The sequence below is a fragment of the Streptomyces sp. NPDC006463 genome (assembly GCF_042870715.1).
Classification (GTDB): Bacteria; Actinomycetota; Actinomycetes; order Streptomycetales; family Streptomycetaceae; genus Streptomyces.
The window spans coordinates 104,624-119,996 of sequence record NZ_JBIAHP010000011.1; the positions used below are offsets into that span (position 1 = coordinate 104,624).

The 15,373-nt window shown below is 72.3% G+C and carries 14 protein-coding genes; 7 read left to right on the forward strand and 7 right to left on the reverse strand.

Features of this window, described 5'->3' with window-relative positions; translation table 11 throughout:
- Positions 1 to 2,451, forward strand: a complete 2,451-nt coding sequence (locus ACFYOB_RS21255; RefSeq protein ID WP_388561600.1) for an ABC transporter — start codon at positions 1 to 3, stop codon at positions 2,449 to 2,451.
- Positions 2,452 to 2,496: 45 nt separating this feature from the next.
- Here ACFYOB_RS21255 and ACFYOB_RS21260 read toward each other — a convergent pair whose 3' ends face one another.
- From ACFYOB_RS21260 to ACFYOB_RS21275, 4 genes are all read right to left on the reverse strand, one after another.
- Positions 2,497 to 2,781, reverse strand: coding sequence for a hypothetical protein (locus ACFYOB_RS21260; protein ID WP_388561602.1), 285 nt, complete (start codon positions 2,779 to 2,781; stop codon positions 2,497 to 2,499).
- 520 nt (positions 2,782 to 3,301) lie between these two features.
- Positions 3,302 to 4,042 carry a succinate dehydrogenase/fumarate reductase iron-sulfur subunit gene (locus tag ACFYOB_RS21265; protein ID WP_388561604.1) on the reverse strand — a complete coding sequence of 247 codons (741 nt, stop codon included), beginning with the start codon at positions 4,040 to 4,042 and terminating at the stop codon, positions 3,302 to 3,304.
- Entirely contained in the window at positions 4,039 to 5,988 is a 1,950-nt protein-coding gene (locus tag ACFYOB_RS21270; RefSeq protein WP_388561964.1) for a fumarate reductase/succinate dehydrogenase flavoprotein subunit, read from the reverse strand. Before ACFYOB_RS21270 ends, ACFYOB_RS21265 begins: the two co-directional genes overlap by 4 nt.
- A gap of 14 nt (positions 5,989 to 6,002) precedes the next feature.
- The gene (locus tag ACFYOB_RS21275; RefSeq protein WP_388561606.1) at positions 6,003 to 6,707 is read right to left on the reverse strand and encodes a succinate dehydrogenase; all 705 of its coding nucleotides are present in this window, start codon (positions 6,705 to 6,707) and stop codon (positions 6,003 to 6,005) included.
- Positions 6,708 to 6,779: 72 nt separating this feature from the next.
- On the opposite strand from ACFYOB_RS21275, the gene ACFYOB_RS21280 reads away from it, so the two are divergent.
- Positions 6,780 to 7,658, forward strand: a complete 879-nt coding sequence (locus ACFYOB_RS21280; RefSeq protein ID WP_388561608.1) for a LysR family transcriptional regulator — start codon at positions 6,780 to 6,782, stop codon at positions 7,656 to 7,658.
- Between the two features lie 9 nt (positions 7,659 to 7,667).
- Here the strand turns inward: ACFYOB_RS21280 and ACFYOB_RS21285 are convergent, their stop codons facing one another.
- The gene (locus tag ACFYOB_RS21285; RefSeq protein WP_388561610.1) at positions 7,668 to 8,315 is read right to left on the reverse strand and encodes a TetR family transcriptional regulator; all 648 of its coding nucleotides are present in this window, start codon (positions 8,313 to 8,315) and stop codon (positions 7,668 to 7,670) included.
- Positions 8,316 to 8,438: 123 nt separating this feature from the next.
- Between ACFYOB_RS21285 and ACFYOB_RS21290 the strand changes: the two genes are divergently transcribed.
- Positions 8,439 to 9,506 (forward strand): FAD-dependent monooxygenase, encoded by a 1,068-nt coding sequence (locus ACFYOB_RS21290; RefSeq protein ID WP_388561612.1) that lies wholly within the window; start codon positions 8,439 to 8,441, stop codon positions 9,504 to 9,506.
- Between the two features lie 14 nt (positions 9,507 to 9,520).
- On the opposite strand, the gene ACFYOB_RS21295 is transcribed toward ACFYOB_RS21290, so the two are convergent.
- Both ACFYOB_RS21295 and ACFYOB_RS21300 read right to left on the reverse strand, forming a co-directional pair.
- Complete coding sequence (locus ACFYOB_RS21295) at positions 9,521 to 11,695, reverse strand: putative bifunctional diguanylate cyclase/phosphodiesterase (RefSeq protein WP_388561966.1); 2,175 nt, start codon at positions 11,693 to 11,695, stop codon at positions 9,521 to 9,523.
- Between the two features lie 59 nt (positions 11,696 to 11,754).
- Positions 11,755 to 12,585, reverse strand: a complete 831-nt coding sequence (locus ACFYOB_RS21300; protein ID WP_388561968.1) for an SAM-dependent methyltransferase — start codon at positions 12,583 to 12,585, stop codon at positions 11,755 to 11,757.
- A 629-nt stretch (positions 12,586 to 13,214) separates the two neighbouring features.
- On the opposite strand from ACFYOB_RS21300, the gene ACFYOB_RS21305 reads away from it, so the two are divergent.
- From ACFYOB_RS21305 to ACFYOB_RS21320, 4 genes are all read left to right on the forward strand, one after another.
- Positions 13,215 to 13,400, forward strand: a complete 186-nt coding sequence (locus ACFYOB_RS21305; protein WP_388561614.1) for a hypothetical protein — start codon at positions 13,215 to 13,217, stop codon at positions 13,398 to 13,400.
- 61 nt (positions 13,401 to 13,461) lie between these two features.
- On the forward strand, positions 13,462 to 13,617 hold the full coding sequence (locus ACFYOB_RS21310) for a hypothetical protein (protein WP_388561616.1): 156 nt from the start codon (positions 13,462 to 13,464) through the stop codon (positions 13,615 to 13,617).
- 43 nt (positions 13,618 to 13,660) lie between these two features.
- Positions 13,661 to 14,431 (forward strand): hypothetical protein, encoded by a 771-nt coding sequence (locus ACFYOB_RS21315; RefSeq protein WP_388561618.1) that lies wholly within the window; start codon positions 13,661 to 13,663, stop codon positions 14,429 to 14,431.
- Between the two features lie 247 nt (positions 14,432 to 14,678).
- Entirely contained in the window at positions 14,679 to 15,266 is a 588-nt protein-coding gene (locus tag ACFYOB_RS21320) for a hypothetical protein (RefSeq protein WP_388561620.1), read from the forward strand.
- The last annotated feature ends 107 nt before the right edge of the window (positions 15,267 to 15,373 follow it).

A 15,373-nucleotide genomic window follows, 5' to 3' on the forward strand; every position in this document is an offset into this window, starting at 1 on the left:
ATGCACCAGCCCGCCGACCTTGACTCTTCCGTCCATGACCCCGACGGCCGCGATTCCCACGTACGCGTCCGGGGAGCCCGCGAACACAACCTGCGCGGCGTCGACGTGGACATCCCGCGCGACGCGCTGACCGTGTTCACCGGGGTCTCCGGCTCCGGCAAGAGCTCGCTCGCGTTCGGCACGATCTACGCCGAGGCCCAGCGCCGGTACTTCGAGTCCGTGGCCCCGTACGCCCGCCGGCTCATCCACCAGATCGGCGCCCCGAAGGTGGACTCCATCACGGGGCTGCCGCCCGCCGTCTCCCTGGAGCAGCGCCGTTCCTCGCCGGGCTCGCGCTCGTCGGTCGGGACCGTGACCCTGCTGTCCAATTCGCTGCGGATGCTCTACTCGCGGGCCGGGACCTACCCGCCGGGAGCCGCGCGGCTCGACTCCGACGCCTTCTCCCCCAACACCGCCGCCGGGGCCTGCCCTTCGTGCCACGGACTGGGCCGGATCCACCGCACCAGCGAGGAACTCCTCGTTCCCGACCCCGGCCTGTCCATCCGTCAGGGCGCGATCGCCGCCTGGCCCGGCGCCTGGCAGGGCAAGAACCTGCGGGACATCCTGGAGACGCTGGGCCATGACGTGGACCGGCCCTGGCGGGAGCTGCCGGCGAAGGACCGCGAGTGGATCCTGTTCACCGAGGAGCAGCCGGTGGTGACCGTGCACCCGGTGCGCGAGGCCGACCGGATCCAACGGCCGTACCAGGGCACGTACATGAGCGCCCACCGCTATGTGATGCGGACCTTCTCCGACAGCAAGAGCGCCACCCTGCGGACCCGCGCGGAGAGCTTCCTCACCGACTCCCCCTGCCCGGCGTGCGAAGGGCGGCGGCTGCGGCCGGAAGCGCTGGCGGTGACCTTCGCGGGGTACGGCATCGCCGAACTGGCGGCGCTGGCGCTGACGGACCTGGACCGCGTACTGGCCGGCGCGTGCGGGGTCCCGGAGGCGGGCGGCGAGGCTGCGCGGGTGCTCGCCGAGGACCTGCGCTCGCGGATCGGGCCCGTCGTCGAGCTGGGGCTCGGCTATCTGAGCCTGGACCGCGCGGCGCCCACCCTGTCCACGGGCGAGCTCCAGCGGCTGCGGCTGGCGACGCAGCTGCGGTCGGGGCTGTTCGGGGTGGTGTACGTACTGGACGAGCCGTCGGCGGGACTGCATCCGGCCGACACCGAGGCGCTGCTCGGTGTCCTGGACCGGCTGAAGGCAGCAGGGAACACGGTGTTCGTCGTGGAACACGATCTGGATGTGGCCCGGCACGCGGACTGGCTGGTGGACGTGGGGCCGCGGGCCGGGGAGCACGGCGGCCGGGTGCTGTACAGCGGGCGGCCGCAGTCGCTCGCCGGTGTGCCGGAGTCGGCGACGGCCCGGCACCTGTTCGGGGTGCGGGAGCCGGCGGCCGCCGGGCGCCCGGTGCGGGAGGCGACCGGGACGGTGCGGCTCAGCGGCATCGACCGGCACAACCTCCGGGATGTCAGCACCGACTTCCCGCTGGGCGTGTTCACGGCGGTGACCGGCGTGTCGGGGTCGGGGAAGTCCACGCTGGTCGGGCAGGCGCTGGCCCGGGAGGTCGAAGAGCGGCTCGCGGAAGCGGACTTCCCCGTACGGCGGCTGGTGGAGGTCGACCAGAAGCCGATCGGCCGCACCCCGCGGTCCAACCTGGCGACATACACGGGCCTGTTCGACGTGGTGCGCAGGCTCTTCACAGCGGCGCCGGAGGCCAAGGCGCGGGGCTGGAAGGCGGGCCGGTTCTCCTTCAACGTGGCGGGCGGCCGGTGCGAGACGTGTCAGGGCGAGGGCTTCGTCTCGGTGGAGCTGCTGTTCCTGCCGAGTACGTACGCCCCGTGCCCGCAGTGCGCGGGCGCCAGGTACAACGCCGAGACCCTGGAGGTCCGGTACGAGGGCCTGAACATCGCGGAGGTGCTGGCGCTGACGGTGGAGTCGGCGGCCGGATTCTTCGCGGAGGTGCCGGCGGCGGCGCGCAGCCTGCGGGCGCTGGAGGACATCGGGCTGGGCTACCTGCGGCTGGGGCAGCCGGCCACCGAGCTGTCGGGCGGCGAGGCACAGCGGATCAAGCTGGCCACGGAGCTGCAGCGGCTGCGCCGGGACCACACGCTGTATCTGCTGGACGAGCCGACGACCGGGCTGCATCCGGCCGATGTCCGGGTGCTGCTGCGGCAGTTGCACGGGCTGGTGGACGCGGGGCACTCGGTTGTGGTCGTGGAGCACGACATGGCTGTGGTGGCGGGCGCGGACTGGGTCATCGACCTGGGCCCGGGCGGTGGCACGGAGGGCGGGCGGATCGTGGCGGCGGGCACCCCGGCGGAGGTGGCCCGCACCGCGGGCAGTCGCACGGGGGCCTATCTGATGCGGGCGCTCGGGAAGGCCGCGGAGGGGGAGCGGACGTCACGGTGATCGCCGTGGGCAGGGCGGACTCGGAGCGGCCCTGGTGGGCACGACTCAGGCGTCGCCCGGCAGCAGGTGCTGCGGCAGTTCGCGGAAGCTCCACCGGCCCCGGCTGCGGGTGAACTGCCAGACGAGGTCGTAGCGGTCGGGCCAGGCCGCGGGGACGCCGAGGACCTCGTGGGCGCCGAGGGCCCGGACCAGGCGGGGGATGCCGGTGTGCTCCCAGCAGACCAATGCGGGCATCGGGGCGGCCAGCGCGACGTGGACGAGGGCCGGTTCGGCTCCGAGGGCGAAGTCGGCGCGGACGGGGGTGCGCAGTGCGGTGGCCAGCGCGGCCACGGTCTGCTTGCACCGGGCGGGGGCCTCGGCCTTGCCGCCGGCCGCGAATACGGCGCCGGGGGCGGGGCAGTGCGGAACCGCGGGCCGGAGGGAAGAGCCGCGGGAGCTCCTCGGCCCGGCGCCAGCCGCGCCTGGCCAGCGAACCGGGGTCGTCCTCGCCCTCCTCGTCCCGGCCCGAGTCACCGGCGTACGGCTTCTCCGCGTGCCGGATCACCATGATCAGGGCGTCCCTGGGCACGGGCTGCGCGCCGGGGGCGGGGCCGCGGGGACGGTCGTCCGTGGAGCAGCCGGCCATCGCGAGCGGGGCGAGGGCGGCGGCCAGCACCGTGCGGCGGCGCGGTCCGGACCCGGCGGGGGCTGCTGGCATGCGGCCACTGTCCGCCACGGGCCGTGCGCCGCCCGGACACGGCACGGCGCGGATCCCGGATGAGCGCCCGGTCGGCTCATCGGGTCAGCCGATCGGCTGACCCGATGAGGGCGGGGCCTGGGCCCGATCAAGGGCCGAGGGCCGGGGCGCGGCTCAGCCCTTGCGGACCGCCCGCAGCCACTCCTTGTTCATCGCGGCGATCGACGGCAGCGGGATGCCCTTGGGGCAGGCCGTGGCGCACTCGCCGGTCAGGGTGCAGCCGCCGAAGCCCTCCTCGTCCATCCGGGCCACCATGTCGAGTACGCGGCTCTCGCGCTCCGGCGAGCCCTGCGGGAGGACGCCCAGGTGGTTGACCTTGGCTGAGGTGAAGAGCATCGCGGAGCCGTTGGGGCAGGCCGCCACGCACGCTCCGCAGCCGATGCACTCGGCGTGCTCGAAGGCGAAGTCGGCGTCGGCCTTGGGCACGGCGGTGGCGTGCGCCTCGGGGGCGGACCCGGTGGGGGCCGTGATGTAGCCGCCGGCCTGGATGATCCGGTCGAAGGCGCCGCGGTCGACGACGAGGTCCTTGACCACCGGGAAGGCGGCGGCCCGCCAGGGCTCGACGTCGATGGTGTCGCCGTCGGCGAAGGAGCGCATGTGGAGCTGGCAGGTGGTGGTGCGTTCCGGGCCGTGGGCGTCGCCGTTGATGACGAGGCTGCACGCGCCGCAGATGCCCTCGCGGCAGTCGTGGTCGAAGGCGACCGGGTCCTCGCCGCGCAGGATGAGGTCCTCGTTGAGGGTGTCGAGCATCTCCAGGAAGGACATGTCCTTGGAGATGCCGTCGACCTCGTAGGAGGCCATGGCGCCGGGGGCGTCGGCGTTCTGCTGGCGCCAGACGCGCAGGGTGAGCTTCATGCGTAGCTCCGCTGGGTGGGGTGGACGTACTCGAAGACGAGGTCTTCCTTGTGCAGGACGGGGGCCGCGCCGGTGCCCTGGTACTCCCAGGCGGCCGCGTAGCCGAACTCCTCGTCGCGGCGGGCGGCTTCGCCGTCCGGGGTCTGGGACTCCTCGCGGAAGTGGCCGCCGCAGGACTCGGCGCGGTGCAGGGCGTCGAGGCACATCAGCTCGGCGAGTTCGAGGTAGTCGACGATGCGGTTGGCCTTCTCCAGCGACTGGTTGAACTCTTCGCCGCTGCCGGGGACCTTGATGCGCCGCCAGAACTCCTCGCGGATCTGCGGGATCCGGGCGAGTGCCTTGCGCAGGCCGGCGTCGGTGCGGGCCATTCCGCAGTACTCCCACATGAGTTCGCCGATCTCGCGGTGGAAGGAGTCGGGCGTACGGTCGCCGTCGACGGCGAGCAGCTTCGCGAGGCAGTCACGGGTCTCGCGGACGGCGGCCGCGGCCTCGGGATGGCTGTCGTCGATCTCGTCGTGGTGCGGGTGGCGGGCGAGGTAGTCGTTGATGGTGGAGGGGAGGACGAAGTAGCCGTCGCCGAGGCCCTGCATGAGGGCGGAGGCGCCGAGGCGGTTGGCGCCGTGGTCGGAGAAGTTGGCCTCGCCGATCGCGAACAGGCCGGGGACGGTGGTCTGCAGGTCGTAGTCGACCCACAGGCCGCCCATCGTGTAGTGCACGGCCGGGTAGATCCGCATGGGGACCTCGTACGGGTTCTCCGCGGTGATCCGCTCGTACATCTCGAAGAGGTTGCCGTACTTCTCCGCGACCTTGTCCCGGCCCATGCGGCGGATGGCGTCGGCGAAGTCGAGGTAGACGCCCTGGCCGCCGGGGCCGACGCCGCGGCCCTCGTCGCAGACGTTCTTGGCGGCGCGGGAGGCGATGTCGCGGGGGACGAGGTTGCCGAAGGAGGGGTAGATCCGCTCCAGGTAGTAGTCGCGCTCCGCCTCGGGGATGTCGGCGGCGGGGCGGGTGTCGCCCTTGGCCTTGGGGACCCAGATGCGGCCGTCGTTGCGCAGGGACTCGCTCATCAGGGTGAGCTTGGACTGGTGGTCGCCGGTGCGCGGAATGCAGGTGGGGTGGATCTGGGTGAAGCAGGGGTTGGCGAAGTACGCGCCGCGGCGGTGTGCCCGCCAGACGGCGGTCGCGTTGGAGTTCATGGCGTTGGTGGAGAGGTAGAAGACGTTGCCGTAGCCGCCGCTCGCCAGCACCACCGCGTCGGCGTAGTGGGTGGAGATCTCGCCGGTGACCAGGTCGCGGGCCACGATGCCGCGGGCCACGCCGTCGACCGTGATCAGGTCGAGCATCTCGGTGCGGGCGTGCATCTCGACGTTGCCGGCGGCGATCTGCCGGGACAGGGCCTGGTAGGCGCCGAGGAGGAGCTGCTGGCCCGTCTGGCCGCGGGCGTAGAAGGTGCGGGAGACCTGGACTCCGCCGAAGGAGCGGGTGTCGAGGAGGCCGCCGTACTCGCGGGCGAAGGGGACGCCCTGGGCCACGCACTGGTCGATGATCTCCACGGAGATCTGGGCGAGGCGGTGGACGTTGGACTCGCGGGCGCGGAAGTCGCCGCCCTTGACGGTGTCGTAGAAGAGGCGGTGCACCGAGTCGCCGTCGTTGCGGTAGTTCTTCGCGGCGTTGATGCCGCCTTGGGCGGCGATGGAGTGCGCGCGGCGCGGGGAGTCGGAGAAGCAGAACTGGACGACGTGGTAGCCCTGTTCGGCGAGGGTGGCGCCGGCCGCGCCGCCGGCCAGGCCGGTGCCGACGACGATGACGGTGTGCTTGCGGCGGTTGGCCGGGTTGACGAGCTTGGCCTCGAAGCGGCGCCGGTCCCAGCGCTCCGCGATCGGTCCTTCGGGTGCCTTGGTGTCGGCGAGCGGCTCGCCGGTGGTGTAGCTGGCGTAGTCGTTCATGCGGTCGCTCACGGTCAGTTCACCACTCCGGTCATGACGGCGACGGGGACGGACACGAAGCCCGCGAAGAGGACGAGGGCCAGGGCGTTGGCCAGGAACTTCAGGGCCCGGTCGCGGCGGGCGTTGCCGGCGCCGAGGGTCTGCGCGGCGCTCCAGAAGCCGTGCCGGACGTGCAGGCCGAGCGCCGCCATCGCCACGATGTAGATCGTGTTGCCGTACCAGGTGGAGAAGGTGGCGAGGACGTTCTCGTACGGGTGTCCGGCCCAGGCGCGCTCGTTGACGGTGAGCGTGGTCAGGTCGAGCACGTGCCAGACGATGAACAGGGCGAGGATGATCCCGCCCCAGCGCATGGTGCGGGTGGCGTAGCTCGCGCGGCGGCGCTTGTGGGCGTACTTCACCGGGCGTGCCTTGATGTCGCGGCGGCTGAGCTGGTACGCGGACACGGCGTGGGCGACGACCGCGGCGAGCAGGACCACGCGGGCGGCCCACAGGCCCCAGTGGCTGTGCAGGAAGGGCTCGCCCATGTGCCTCAGCCAGTGGGCGTATGCGTTGAACTCGCCCGGGCCGAAGAAGATCTTGAGGTTGCCGAGCATGTGTACGACGAGGTAGCCGAGCATGATCAGTCCGGAGACCGCCATGACGGCCTTCTTCCCGATGGTGGAGTCCCAGACCGTCGATACGGCGGAGCCGCCTGTCCGGGTGCGCGTTGCCAGAGCCATGGGATCGACGGTAGGGACGAAGGACCCGAAAGGTCCAAGACATGATGACGGTCATCTTGATAGACATTGCCTATGCAGTTTCAGCAGCTGGTGTATTTCGTGGCCGTCGCCGAGACCCGGCACTTCACCCGGGCCGCGGAGCGCGAGCACGTGGCGCAGCCCTCGCTGTCGCAGCAGATCAAGGCGCTGGAGCGGGAACTGGGGGCGGAGTTGTTCAGCCGGGCGCGGGGCAACATCGCGCTGACCGAGGCGGGTGAGACGCTGCTGCCGCTGGCCCGGCGGATCCTGGCGGACGCGGACACCGCGCGGCTGGAGGTGCAGGAGCTGGCGCAGCTGCGGCGGGGACGGGTGCGGCTGGGGGCCACGCCGAGCGTGTGCACGGGCCTGCTGCCGGACGTGCTGCGCGCCTTCCACACGGCGCATCCCGGGATCGAGCTGGTGATCGAGGAGAGCGGTTCCCTCGACCTCGTACGGGAACTGGCGCGCGGCGCCCTGGACCTGGCCCTGATCGCGCTGCCGCTGCCGCCCTCTGCTCCGGCGCTGACCACGGTGGAGCTGCTGACGGAGGACCTGGTCGTGGTCTCCTCCGCCGAGCTGCCGCCGCCCGGCGGGGGCGGCCCATTGAGCATCTCCGGGCTGCGCGACGAGCCGATGGTGATGTTCCGCCACGGGTACGACCTGCGGGAGCTGACCGTGACGGCCTGCCGCGCGGAGGGCTTCGAGCCGGTGTTCACCGTGGAGGGCGGCGAGATGGACGCGGTCCTGGGCTTCGTCCGGGCGGGGCTGGGCCTGGCGGTGGTCCCGGCGATGGTGGTGGACCGCGCCGGTCCCGGCCTGCGGGCGACCGCCCTGGCGGGCTCCCCGCTGCGTCGCACGATCGCCCTGGCCCACCGCACCGATGTGGCTCCCCCGCGCGCGGCGCGCGAGCTGAAGCGCATCCTGGTCAGCTGACCCGCGCGGTCAGCCCCCGGTGGCGACGGGCAGGGCCCGGTCGAGCCCTCCGGACAGCATCACGAAAGCCGCGTCGGCGTCGGCCACAGCCGCCGGGTAGGCATCGTCGGCGCTCCGGCCGGCTTCGATGCGACGGAAGTTCTCCCGGCCCAGTTCGTGGCGCACGGCCACCAGGTGCAGCGCCGCCAGCCGGGCGGTGAGCGGTGGGGCCGACTCGGCTTCGAGGGCCGCGGCGAGCAGTTCCACTTCGCGGGCGGTGTAGAGGGCGAGGCGCGACTCCAGGCTCGCGGTGGAGTAGAGCAGCCGCTGGAATGCGAGCACGTCGGGATGGTCGCAGAGCCCGGTGATCGGGTCCCGCCGGCCGAGGGCTTCCAGGAAGTGCGCGTGCACCGCGCCGACCGGGCCCTGCCCGGCCGGCCGGTCGCGCACGATGCGCGCCACCTCGTCCTGATGGTCGGCGAACCGGTCCAGGACCAGGTCCTCCTTGCTCGGGAAGTACCGGAACAACGTGGGCTTGGAGACCTCCGCCGCGGCGGCGACGTCTGCCACCGAGACGGCGTCGAAGCCGCGCTCCAGGAAGAGTTCGAGCGCCGTGGCCGCCAGTCGGTGACGCGTACGGAGCTTCTTGTTCTCGCGCAGACCCGTCGTGTTGTCCATGCTTCACACCCTAGCACGAGGGCGTGACCGAGTTATTTTTCATACCGGGTTATTTTTTTAACCGGGTTGCTTTTTCGGTCGGGAGCCGCTTTCCTTGAGGCAACGACGACGAGAGGACTTCCGATGACCGACGTTCTGATCGTGGGCTCCGGACCCACCGGACTCACCCTGGCCTGCGACCTCGCCCTCCGCGGGATCACCGTCCGCGTCCTCGACGGACGCTGCGGACCCCACCGCGAATCCCGGGGCAAAGGCCTCGTCCCGAGCAGCCTGGAGGTCTTCGCCCGGCTCGGCGCCGCGGAGCGGATGGCTGCCGTCGGCATCCGCGGCGTGATCCTGCGCAAGTACTTCGACGGCGCCCACATCAACGACACGCCGACCGGCGACGGCCTCCTCATCGGCCAGTTCCAGGTCGAAGAGGCCCTGCGCGAGCTGCTCGCCGGCCTCGGCGTCCCGATCGAGTACCAGGCCCAGGTCGTCGGCATCACCCAGGACGCGACCGGGGTCACCGCGGAGCTGGCGGACGGCCGTTCGGTCCGCGCGGGCTACGCCGCCGGGTGCGACGGCGGCCGCAGCTCCGTCCGGAAACTCCTCGGGATCCCCTTCGAGGGACGCACGGAGGCCACGGAGACGATGGTGATCGGGGACGTGAGGGCGCCGGGGCTGAGCCGGGACCACTGGCACCAGTGGTTCTCCTCGGACGGCGGGGGAATGCTGCTCTGCCCGATACCGGCGACGGATATCTTCCAGCTCCAGGCCTCACCCGAACTCGGCGAGAACGGCGAGCCGCTGCCTCCCTCACTGGAGGGCTTCCAGCGGCTCTTCGACCGGCACGCCCGGGTTCCGGGGATCCGGCTGGCGGATCCCACCTGGCTCGCGGCCTGGCGGGTCAATGTCCGCATGGCCGCCCGGATGCGCGAGGGCCGGGTCTTCCTCGCCGGGGACGCGGCGCACGTCCATCCCATAGCCGGCGGCCTCGGCATGAACACCGGGGTGCAGGACGCGGCCGCGCTCGGCCGGACTCTGGCCGCAGCCCTGACCGACCCGGCCGCGGACGGCGTGCTCGACGCCTACGAGGCCGAACGGCTCCCGGCGGCCGCCCATGTGCTGGCCGACACCGTCGGGCGGCACGAGCGGGTCCTGGCAGCGGTGCGCGAGCCGGGCCGCGGCACCGAGGCGGGACTGGCCTGACCCCCGGGCGGGGGTCAGGGGGCGGGCACCGCGTCCGAGAGGGAGAGGGTGTGGATGCGGTCGGGGGCGCCGGGGCGGGCGTAATACCAGCCCTGGGCGGTGTCGCAGCCGAGGGCGCGCAGTTGGGCGGCCTGGGCGCCGGTCTCCACGCCTTCGACGGTGACGGCGAGTTCGAGGCTGTGGGCCAGCGCGACGATCCCCTCCACGATCTTGACGTCGACGGGGTTGGCCGGGATCTGCTGCATCCCCTGGGTGAAGGAGCGGTCCAGCTTCAGGACACTGACCGGGAGGCGGCGCAGGTTGGCCAGGTTCGAGTAGCCGGTGCCGAAGTCGTCGAGGGCGATGTCCACACCGAGGGCCGCGAGCCGGCGCAGTGGTTCGAGGAGTTCGTCGTCGGCACCTATCAGGGCCGATTCGGTGACCTCCAGGCACAGTGCGCCGGGGGCGAGGCCCGACTTCTCCAGCACGGCGACGGTGTCGGCGACCAGGCCCGGATGGTGCAGCTGGGTCGGCGACAGGTTGACGTTGATCCGCAGGGCCGAGCCGCCGTGCTGGCGCTGCCAGTTGCGGGCCTGGCGGACCGCCTCCTCGAGCACCCAGCGGCCGAGCGGCACGATCAGTCCGGTCCGTTCGGCGAGCGGGATGAATCGGTCCGGCCCGAGCACCCCGTACTGCGGGTGCGACCAGCGCACCAGCGCCTCCGCGCCGTGAACGCTGCCGTCGTGCATGTGGACCAGCGGCTGGTACTCGATGAAGAACTCGCCGCGCTCCAGCGCCGCCGGCAGGGCGTTGGTCAGTCCGTGCCGGGTGATGGCCCGGGCGTCGGCCTCGGCGTCGGCGAACTCGAAGCGGTTGCCGCCGGCCGCCTTGGCCCGGTACATCGTGATGTCGGCGCTGCGCAGCACCTCCGCGGGGGTGCGCTCCCCGGCCGGACCCTCGACGATGCCGATGCTGCCCCGGACCGACAGCTCGCGGCCCTCCAGCCGGATCGGCGTGGAGAGGGCGGACAGGATGCGGACCGCGAGGTCGGTCACCTTGTGCTCGATGTCGGAGCCGGTGGTCAGGGCGACGAACTCGTCGCCGCCGAGCCGGGCGACCACCTCGCCGGGGCCCGTCGCGCAGCTCTGCAGCCGGTCGGCGACCTCCACCAGGAGCCGGTCGCCCGCCGAGTGGCCGAGACTGTCGTTGACCGTCTTGAACCCGTCGAGATCCAGGTAGCACAGGCCGAAGTGGCTGCCCCCGGCCCCGCTGAGGGCCTTCTCCAGCCGCTCGAAGAACAGCGTCCGGTTGGGCAGGCCGGTCAGGGCGTCGTGCGTGGCCTCGTAGCGCAGGCGCAGGTTCAGCAGCCGGCGCTCGGTGGTGTCCTCCATCAGCGCCAACTGGTACTGCGGCGCCCCTTCGGCGTCGCGGAGCAGGGACACCGTCAGGTTGGTCCACAGCACGGTGCCGTCGTGCCGGTAGTACGGCTTCTCCACGCGGTAGTTCTCGCGCTCGCCGCGTACCAGCTCGCCGTACATCCGCCAGACGTGCGGGGTGTCGTCGGGGTGTCCCCACTCGCTGACCTTGCGGCCCCGGACGTGCCCCTCCAGGCCGCCGAACATCTTCAGCAGCGCATCGTTGACCTCCAGGATGTTTCCGTCCAGGTCGGCGATGCCGATCCCGACGGCCGCCCCCTCGAAGACCGCCCGGAAGCGTTCCTCGCTCGCGTGCAGGGCCTGCTGTGCATCGATGCGGGCGGTCAGTGCGGAGCGGGCTATGGCCTCCTGCTCCTTGAGGGTGCGCTCGCGCAGGGCGCGCGCGAACCCCGCCGCGATCCCGTGCTGGAGGCGGGCACAGCGGGCCCGGTACTCCTCGGTGTCCTCCACACCCGAACCAGCCGGGCCGCAGTAGAGGACCAGGTACGACTCGACCACCCCGAGCGTGCCGGCCAGCGCCTCGGGGTCGGTGCAGTGCACGGCGACGAGCTCCGCCCCCACCCGCTGGGCGACGGCGGCGTCGAAGGGCCGGGCGTGCAGAGCCTCGGCCAGGGTCCGGGTGAGCGGTACGAGGTGGCGTTCGAACTCGGGACGAGTCAGCGAGGTCGCCGTGACCGGGAAGATCGCCCGTCCCCAGATGGTCGCGAAGCGGGCGATGCGGTCCTCGGTGCCGCCCTTGGGAACCGCCGCGGGCTCGGACGGCGCCTCGGACACCGGAGCATCGGCGGGCGCCGCGGCGGCGTCCGGCGCGCCCGCCGTCTGTGCCGGGAGTCTCACGCCTTGCGTCCCACGCCGCTGAAGCCCGAGAAGGCGTACGGGTCCTCCTGCGCCATGCCGTTCTCCGCGTTGTCGGGGCGGTCCGGCCGCCACTCTGGCATGGAGACCAGCCCGGGCTCCAGCAGCTCGAACCCGTCGAAGAAGCGTCGGATCTGCTCCCCGCTGCGCATCACGAGGGGGTTTCGGATGTCCCGGTAGACGCTGACGGTACCGCCCGCGACCTCCTCCGTGAGCGGAATCCCCTCGAACGAGGCGTGCGTGAGGATCAGCAGGCTGCCAGGGGCCAGGGCGTCGCGCAGCTCGGCCACGGCGCCGTACGGATCGTCCGCGTCCTCCAGGAAGTGCAGGACTGCGACGAGCAGGAGGGCGACCGGGCGGTCGAAGTCGAGCAGCCGGCCCACCTCGGGGGCGGCCAGGATGTCCCGCGGCTTGCGGAGGTCTGCGGCGACGACGGTGCTGCGGTCGTCGCCGTCCAGGACGGCCCGGCTGTGGGCCACGGCCACCGGGTCGTGGTCGACGTAGACCACGTGTGCCTCGGGGCTGGCGGCCTGGGCGATCTCGTGGACATTGCCGAAGGTGGGGATGCCGGAGCCGATGTCGAGGAACTGCGTGACGCCCTCGGCGACGGCGTGCCGTACGGCGCGGCGCATGAATGCCCGGTTGGCCTGCATGATCTTGGGCAGGCCCGGCATGAATTCCATCGCCCGTCGGGCCGCCTGACGGTCGACCTCGAAATTGTGGGAGCCGCCCAGGTAGTAATCGTACATGCGGGACACGCTCGGCACCGATATGTCGATGCCTGGCGGGGCCCAGGCGGGGCGCTCCATCGGGGTCTCCAAGCGTTGCTCCTGCGGCGGTCCGTCCGAGGTCGGACTCCTGTCCGAGCCGAATCTACTGATCATTTCCCAACGAGGCGAGCAAAAGCGGAAATTGGCGATCCGTTCTTCGTCACACACCAAAGGCCGCCGCCGCCCCCGCCCGGCGGATTGATCGATACCGACAAATCCCTTTTGGGAATTGCGCGCTGAGCGCCCGCACCCGCTCGATTGCCGGCTCATGGCTGGCTCAAACCTCACTGGTCACCACTCCACCCGTTCAGGCGAACCGGGGCGGACCCTCGCGTGCGCGGGTGTGCGCAGGCCCATGCTCCCGGGGTGAACAGAGCCTGTGTCAGGCGCCTGCTGGCGGTCCCGGTCCTGCTGTGGGCGGCCTTGTCCGTCACGCCGGCCGTGGCTGATAGCTGCGCTTACGCGACGACCGACGCCGGCGACGGCGCGGCCGCCATCACGGTGGTCGCGGTGGCCTCCGGCGGCGGCCGCGGAGGCGTCCCGGGTGGCGGACATCACGGCCGCGACCACGGCCGCGACCACGACGGCGACCACGGAGGAGGGCACGGAGAAGGGCACGGGGGCGGCCACCACGGCGGGCACCACTGCCCGCCGCCGCCTCCCCCGCCGTGCCCCCCGAAGCCGACTCCCCCGCCGAAGCCGACTCCGCCGCCCAAACCCACTCCACCTCCTACGCCGGCCCCGCCGCCCGCACCCGCCCCGCCCCCGAAGCCCACGCCACCGCCTGCGCCACCGCCGGGGCCGGCGCCGAAACCCGTACCGAAGCCCGTCGCGCCCCAACCGGCCCCGCCTAAACCGGCGCCCGCGCCGCCACGGGTCGTCAAGGCGCCCGCCCCACCGCCGCCCACCCCCGTGATGACACCGCCGCCACCCGCGCCCAGGCCGGTGGCCCGTCCCGCCTACCACGCCCCTGCCCGCAAGCCGGCCGAGCACCACGTCTCGCCGGTGACCTTCACCCTGCTGACGGCGGCGCCCGCGGTGCTCGCGATGGTCGCGCTGCGCCCGCGCTAGACCCTGCCGCCGAAGCCCCGCCCGCACCCGATTGGGAGTCACCTTGTCGGAATGGCTCGTCCTGTCCATCGCGATGGCCGCGGCCTGCGCCGTGGTGCTGTCCATCGCCTTCTTCAACCACCGCCGGATCGGCGAGGACGACGATCCGAACGAGACCCCGGACGTCATCGAGTACATGACGATGATGATCGGGGTGATCTACGCGATCGTCCTGGGCCTGGCGATCGCCGGCGTCTGGGAGGGCCGCGGTGCCGCCCAGGAGTACGTGCGCCAGGAGGCGCAGGCCCTGCACGAGATCAGCATCCGCTCCGAGGTCTACCCGGCCGAGGTGCGCAAGAAGATCCGGTCCGACGTCGACGCGTACGTGACGTACGTGGTGGACACGGAGTGGCAGGAGATGGCCGACAACGGTGAGCTCACGGACCGCAGCGGGGAGCTGCTGGAACGGATCCGCCGGGACGTCACCGACTACGAGCCGCAGACCGACCACGAAGGGCAGGCGTACCAGCCGCTGGTCGACCAGGTCGCGGTGGCGGACGACGCCCGTAGTGCGCGCGGCCAGAGTGCCGGGGCCACCATGCCGGGGGTGGTGTGGTTCGGGCTGATCACCGGGGCCCTGGTGACGGTCGGTCTGATCTTCACCCTGCAGATCCGGCGGTCGTTCCGGGAACTGCTGCTGGCAGGCCTGTTCAGCGCACTCATCGCCTTCCTGCTGTTCCTCATCTGGGACTTCGACGCCCCGTTCGGACGGGGCATCGCGGCCACCGCCGAACCGTTCCTCGCACAGTTCCCGCACCTGGGCCTCACGGACTGAGGGTCCCGAAGGCAGCTGAAGGCTGCTGAAAGCCCTTCAAGGCCACCGGAAGCCGTCGCACTCCGGCGTCCGGCAAACCGGGGACGGGCCTCCCGTCCCCGGTTCGGCCCAGTGCCATGCCCCATTCGCCCGCTCCTGATCGCGGGTGCCCGCCCCCCGTCCTAGCGTGTCGAACATCGAGGCGCACGACCCCCCCACGTGCGGAAACCCTTCCGCGGCTGCTCCTCGGGGATCCGGAGAATCAACCATGGGTGCGATACGTATCTCCGCCACAGCCCTGCTGAGCGCCGGCGCGACAGGCGCCGTACTCGCGCTCGGCGCTCTCGGCGCGCCCGCCGCGACCGCGGCCGAGCCCCAGCAGGTCACCTCGTTCGGCTTCGCCATCACCCCCTCGACCGTCGCCCCCGGCGGCCAGACGGTGCTCTCCGTCACCGGCTGCAACGCCGCCTACTCCACCGCCTCCTCCGGGGTCTTCGACACCGTGAGCATCGCCCGCGGCCAGACCGTACGGGTCACGGTGGACCGCGACGCCCGGCCCGGAGCCTTGTACTCCGTCACCTTCACCTGCAACGGGGAGACCGGTTCGGCCGATCTGACGATCGCGGGCGGCACGACCAGGCCGACCACCAGCTCCACGCGGGGCGCGTCCAGGGGTGTCGCCACGGTCGTCGCCACCGGCGCCACCTCCTCCACGCTGGGCGTCCGCGGCGGCTTGGGCGGCAGCGTCGCCGGCATGGACCCCGTCGAGCTCGGCGTGGGAGCGGGCCTCTTCCTGATCGCCGCGGGCGGCACGGCGTATGCCCTGCGCCGCCGGGCGAGCGGCCGCGGGCACTGAGCCCCCGTGCCGACCGGACCGCAGTCAACCGCCGGTGACCCCGGGTCCTGGCCAGGACCCGGGGCGACCGGCGGTTGGGGCTGCCTTCCGGGTCCGGCCCGACCCGG

What these genes read in the sequence shown, in the direction of transcription:
- ACFYOB_RS21255 (WP_388561600.1), top strand. Translation starts at nt 1, where the DNA reads ATGCACCAGCCCGCCGACCTTGACTCTTCCGTCCATGACCCCGACGGC.
- ACFYOB_RS21265 (WP_388561604.1), bottom strand. Translation starts at nt 4,042, where the DNA reads ATGAAGCTCACCCTGCGCGTCTGGCGCCAGCAGAACGCCGACGCCCCC.
- ACFYOB_RS21270 (WP_388561964.1), bottom strand. Translation starts at nt 5,988, where the DNA reads ATGAACGACTACGCCAGCTACACCACCGGCGAGCCGCTCGCCGACACC.
- ACFYOB_RS21275 (WP_388561606.1), bottom strand. Translation starts at nt 6,707, where the DNA reads ATGGCTCTGGCAACGCGCACCCGGACAGGCGGCTCCGCCGTATCGACG.
- ACFYOB_RS21280 (WP_388561608.1), top strand. Translation starts at nt 6,780, where the DNA reads ATGCAGTTTCAGCAGCTGGTGTATTTCGTGGCCGTCGCCGAGACCCGG.
- ACFYOB_RS21285 (WP_388561610.1), bottom strand. Translation starts at nt 8,315, where the DNA reads ATGGACAACACGACGGGTCTGCGCGAGAACAAGAAGCTCCGTACGCGT.
- ACFYOB_RS21290 (WP_388561612.1), top strand. Translation starts at nt 8,439, where the DNA reads ATGACCGACGTTCTGATCGTGGGCTCCGGACCCACCGGACTCACCCTG.
- ACFYOB_RS21300 (WP_388561968.1), bottom strand. Translation starts at nt 12,585, where the DNA reads ATGGAGCGCCCCGCCTGGGCCCCGCCAGGCATCGACATATCGGTGCCG.
- ACFYOB_RS21310 (WP_388561616.1), top strand. Translation starts at nt 13,462, where the DNA reads ATGACACCGCCGCCACCCGCGCCCAGGCCGGTGGCCCGTCCCGCCTAC.
- ACFYOB_RS21320 (WP_388561620.1), top strand. Translation starts at nt 14,679, where the DNA reads ATGGGTGCGATACGTATCTCCGCCACAGCCCTGCTGAGCGCCGGCGCG.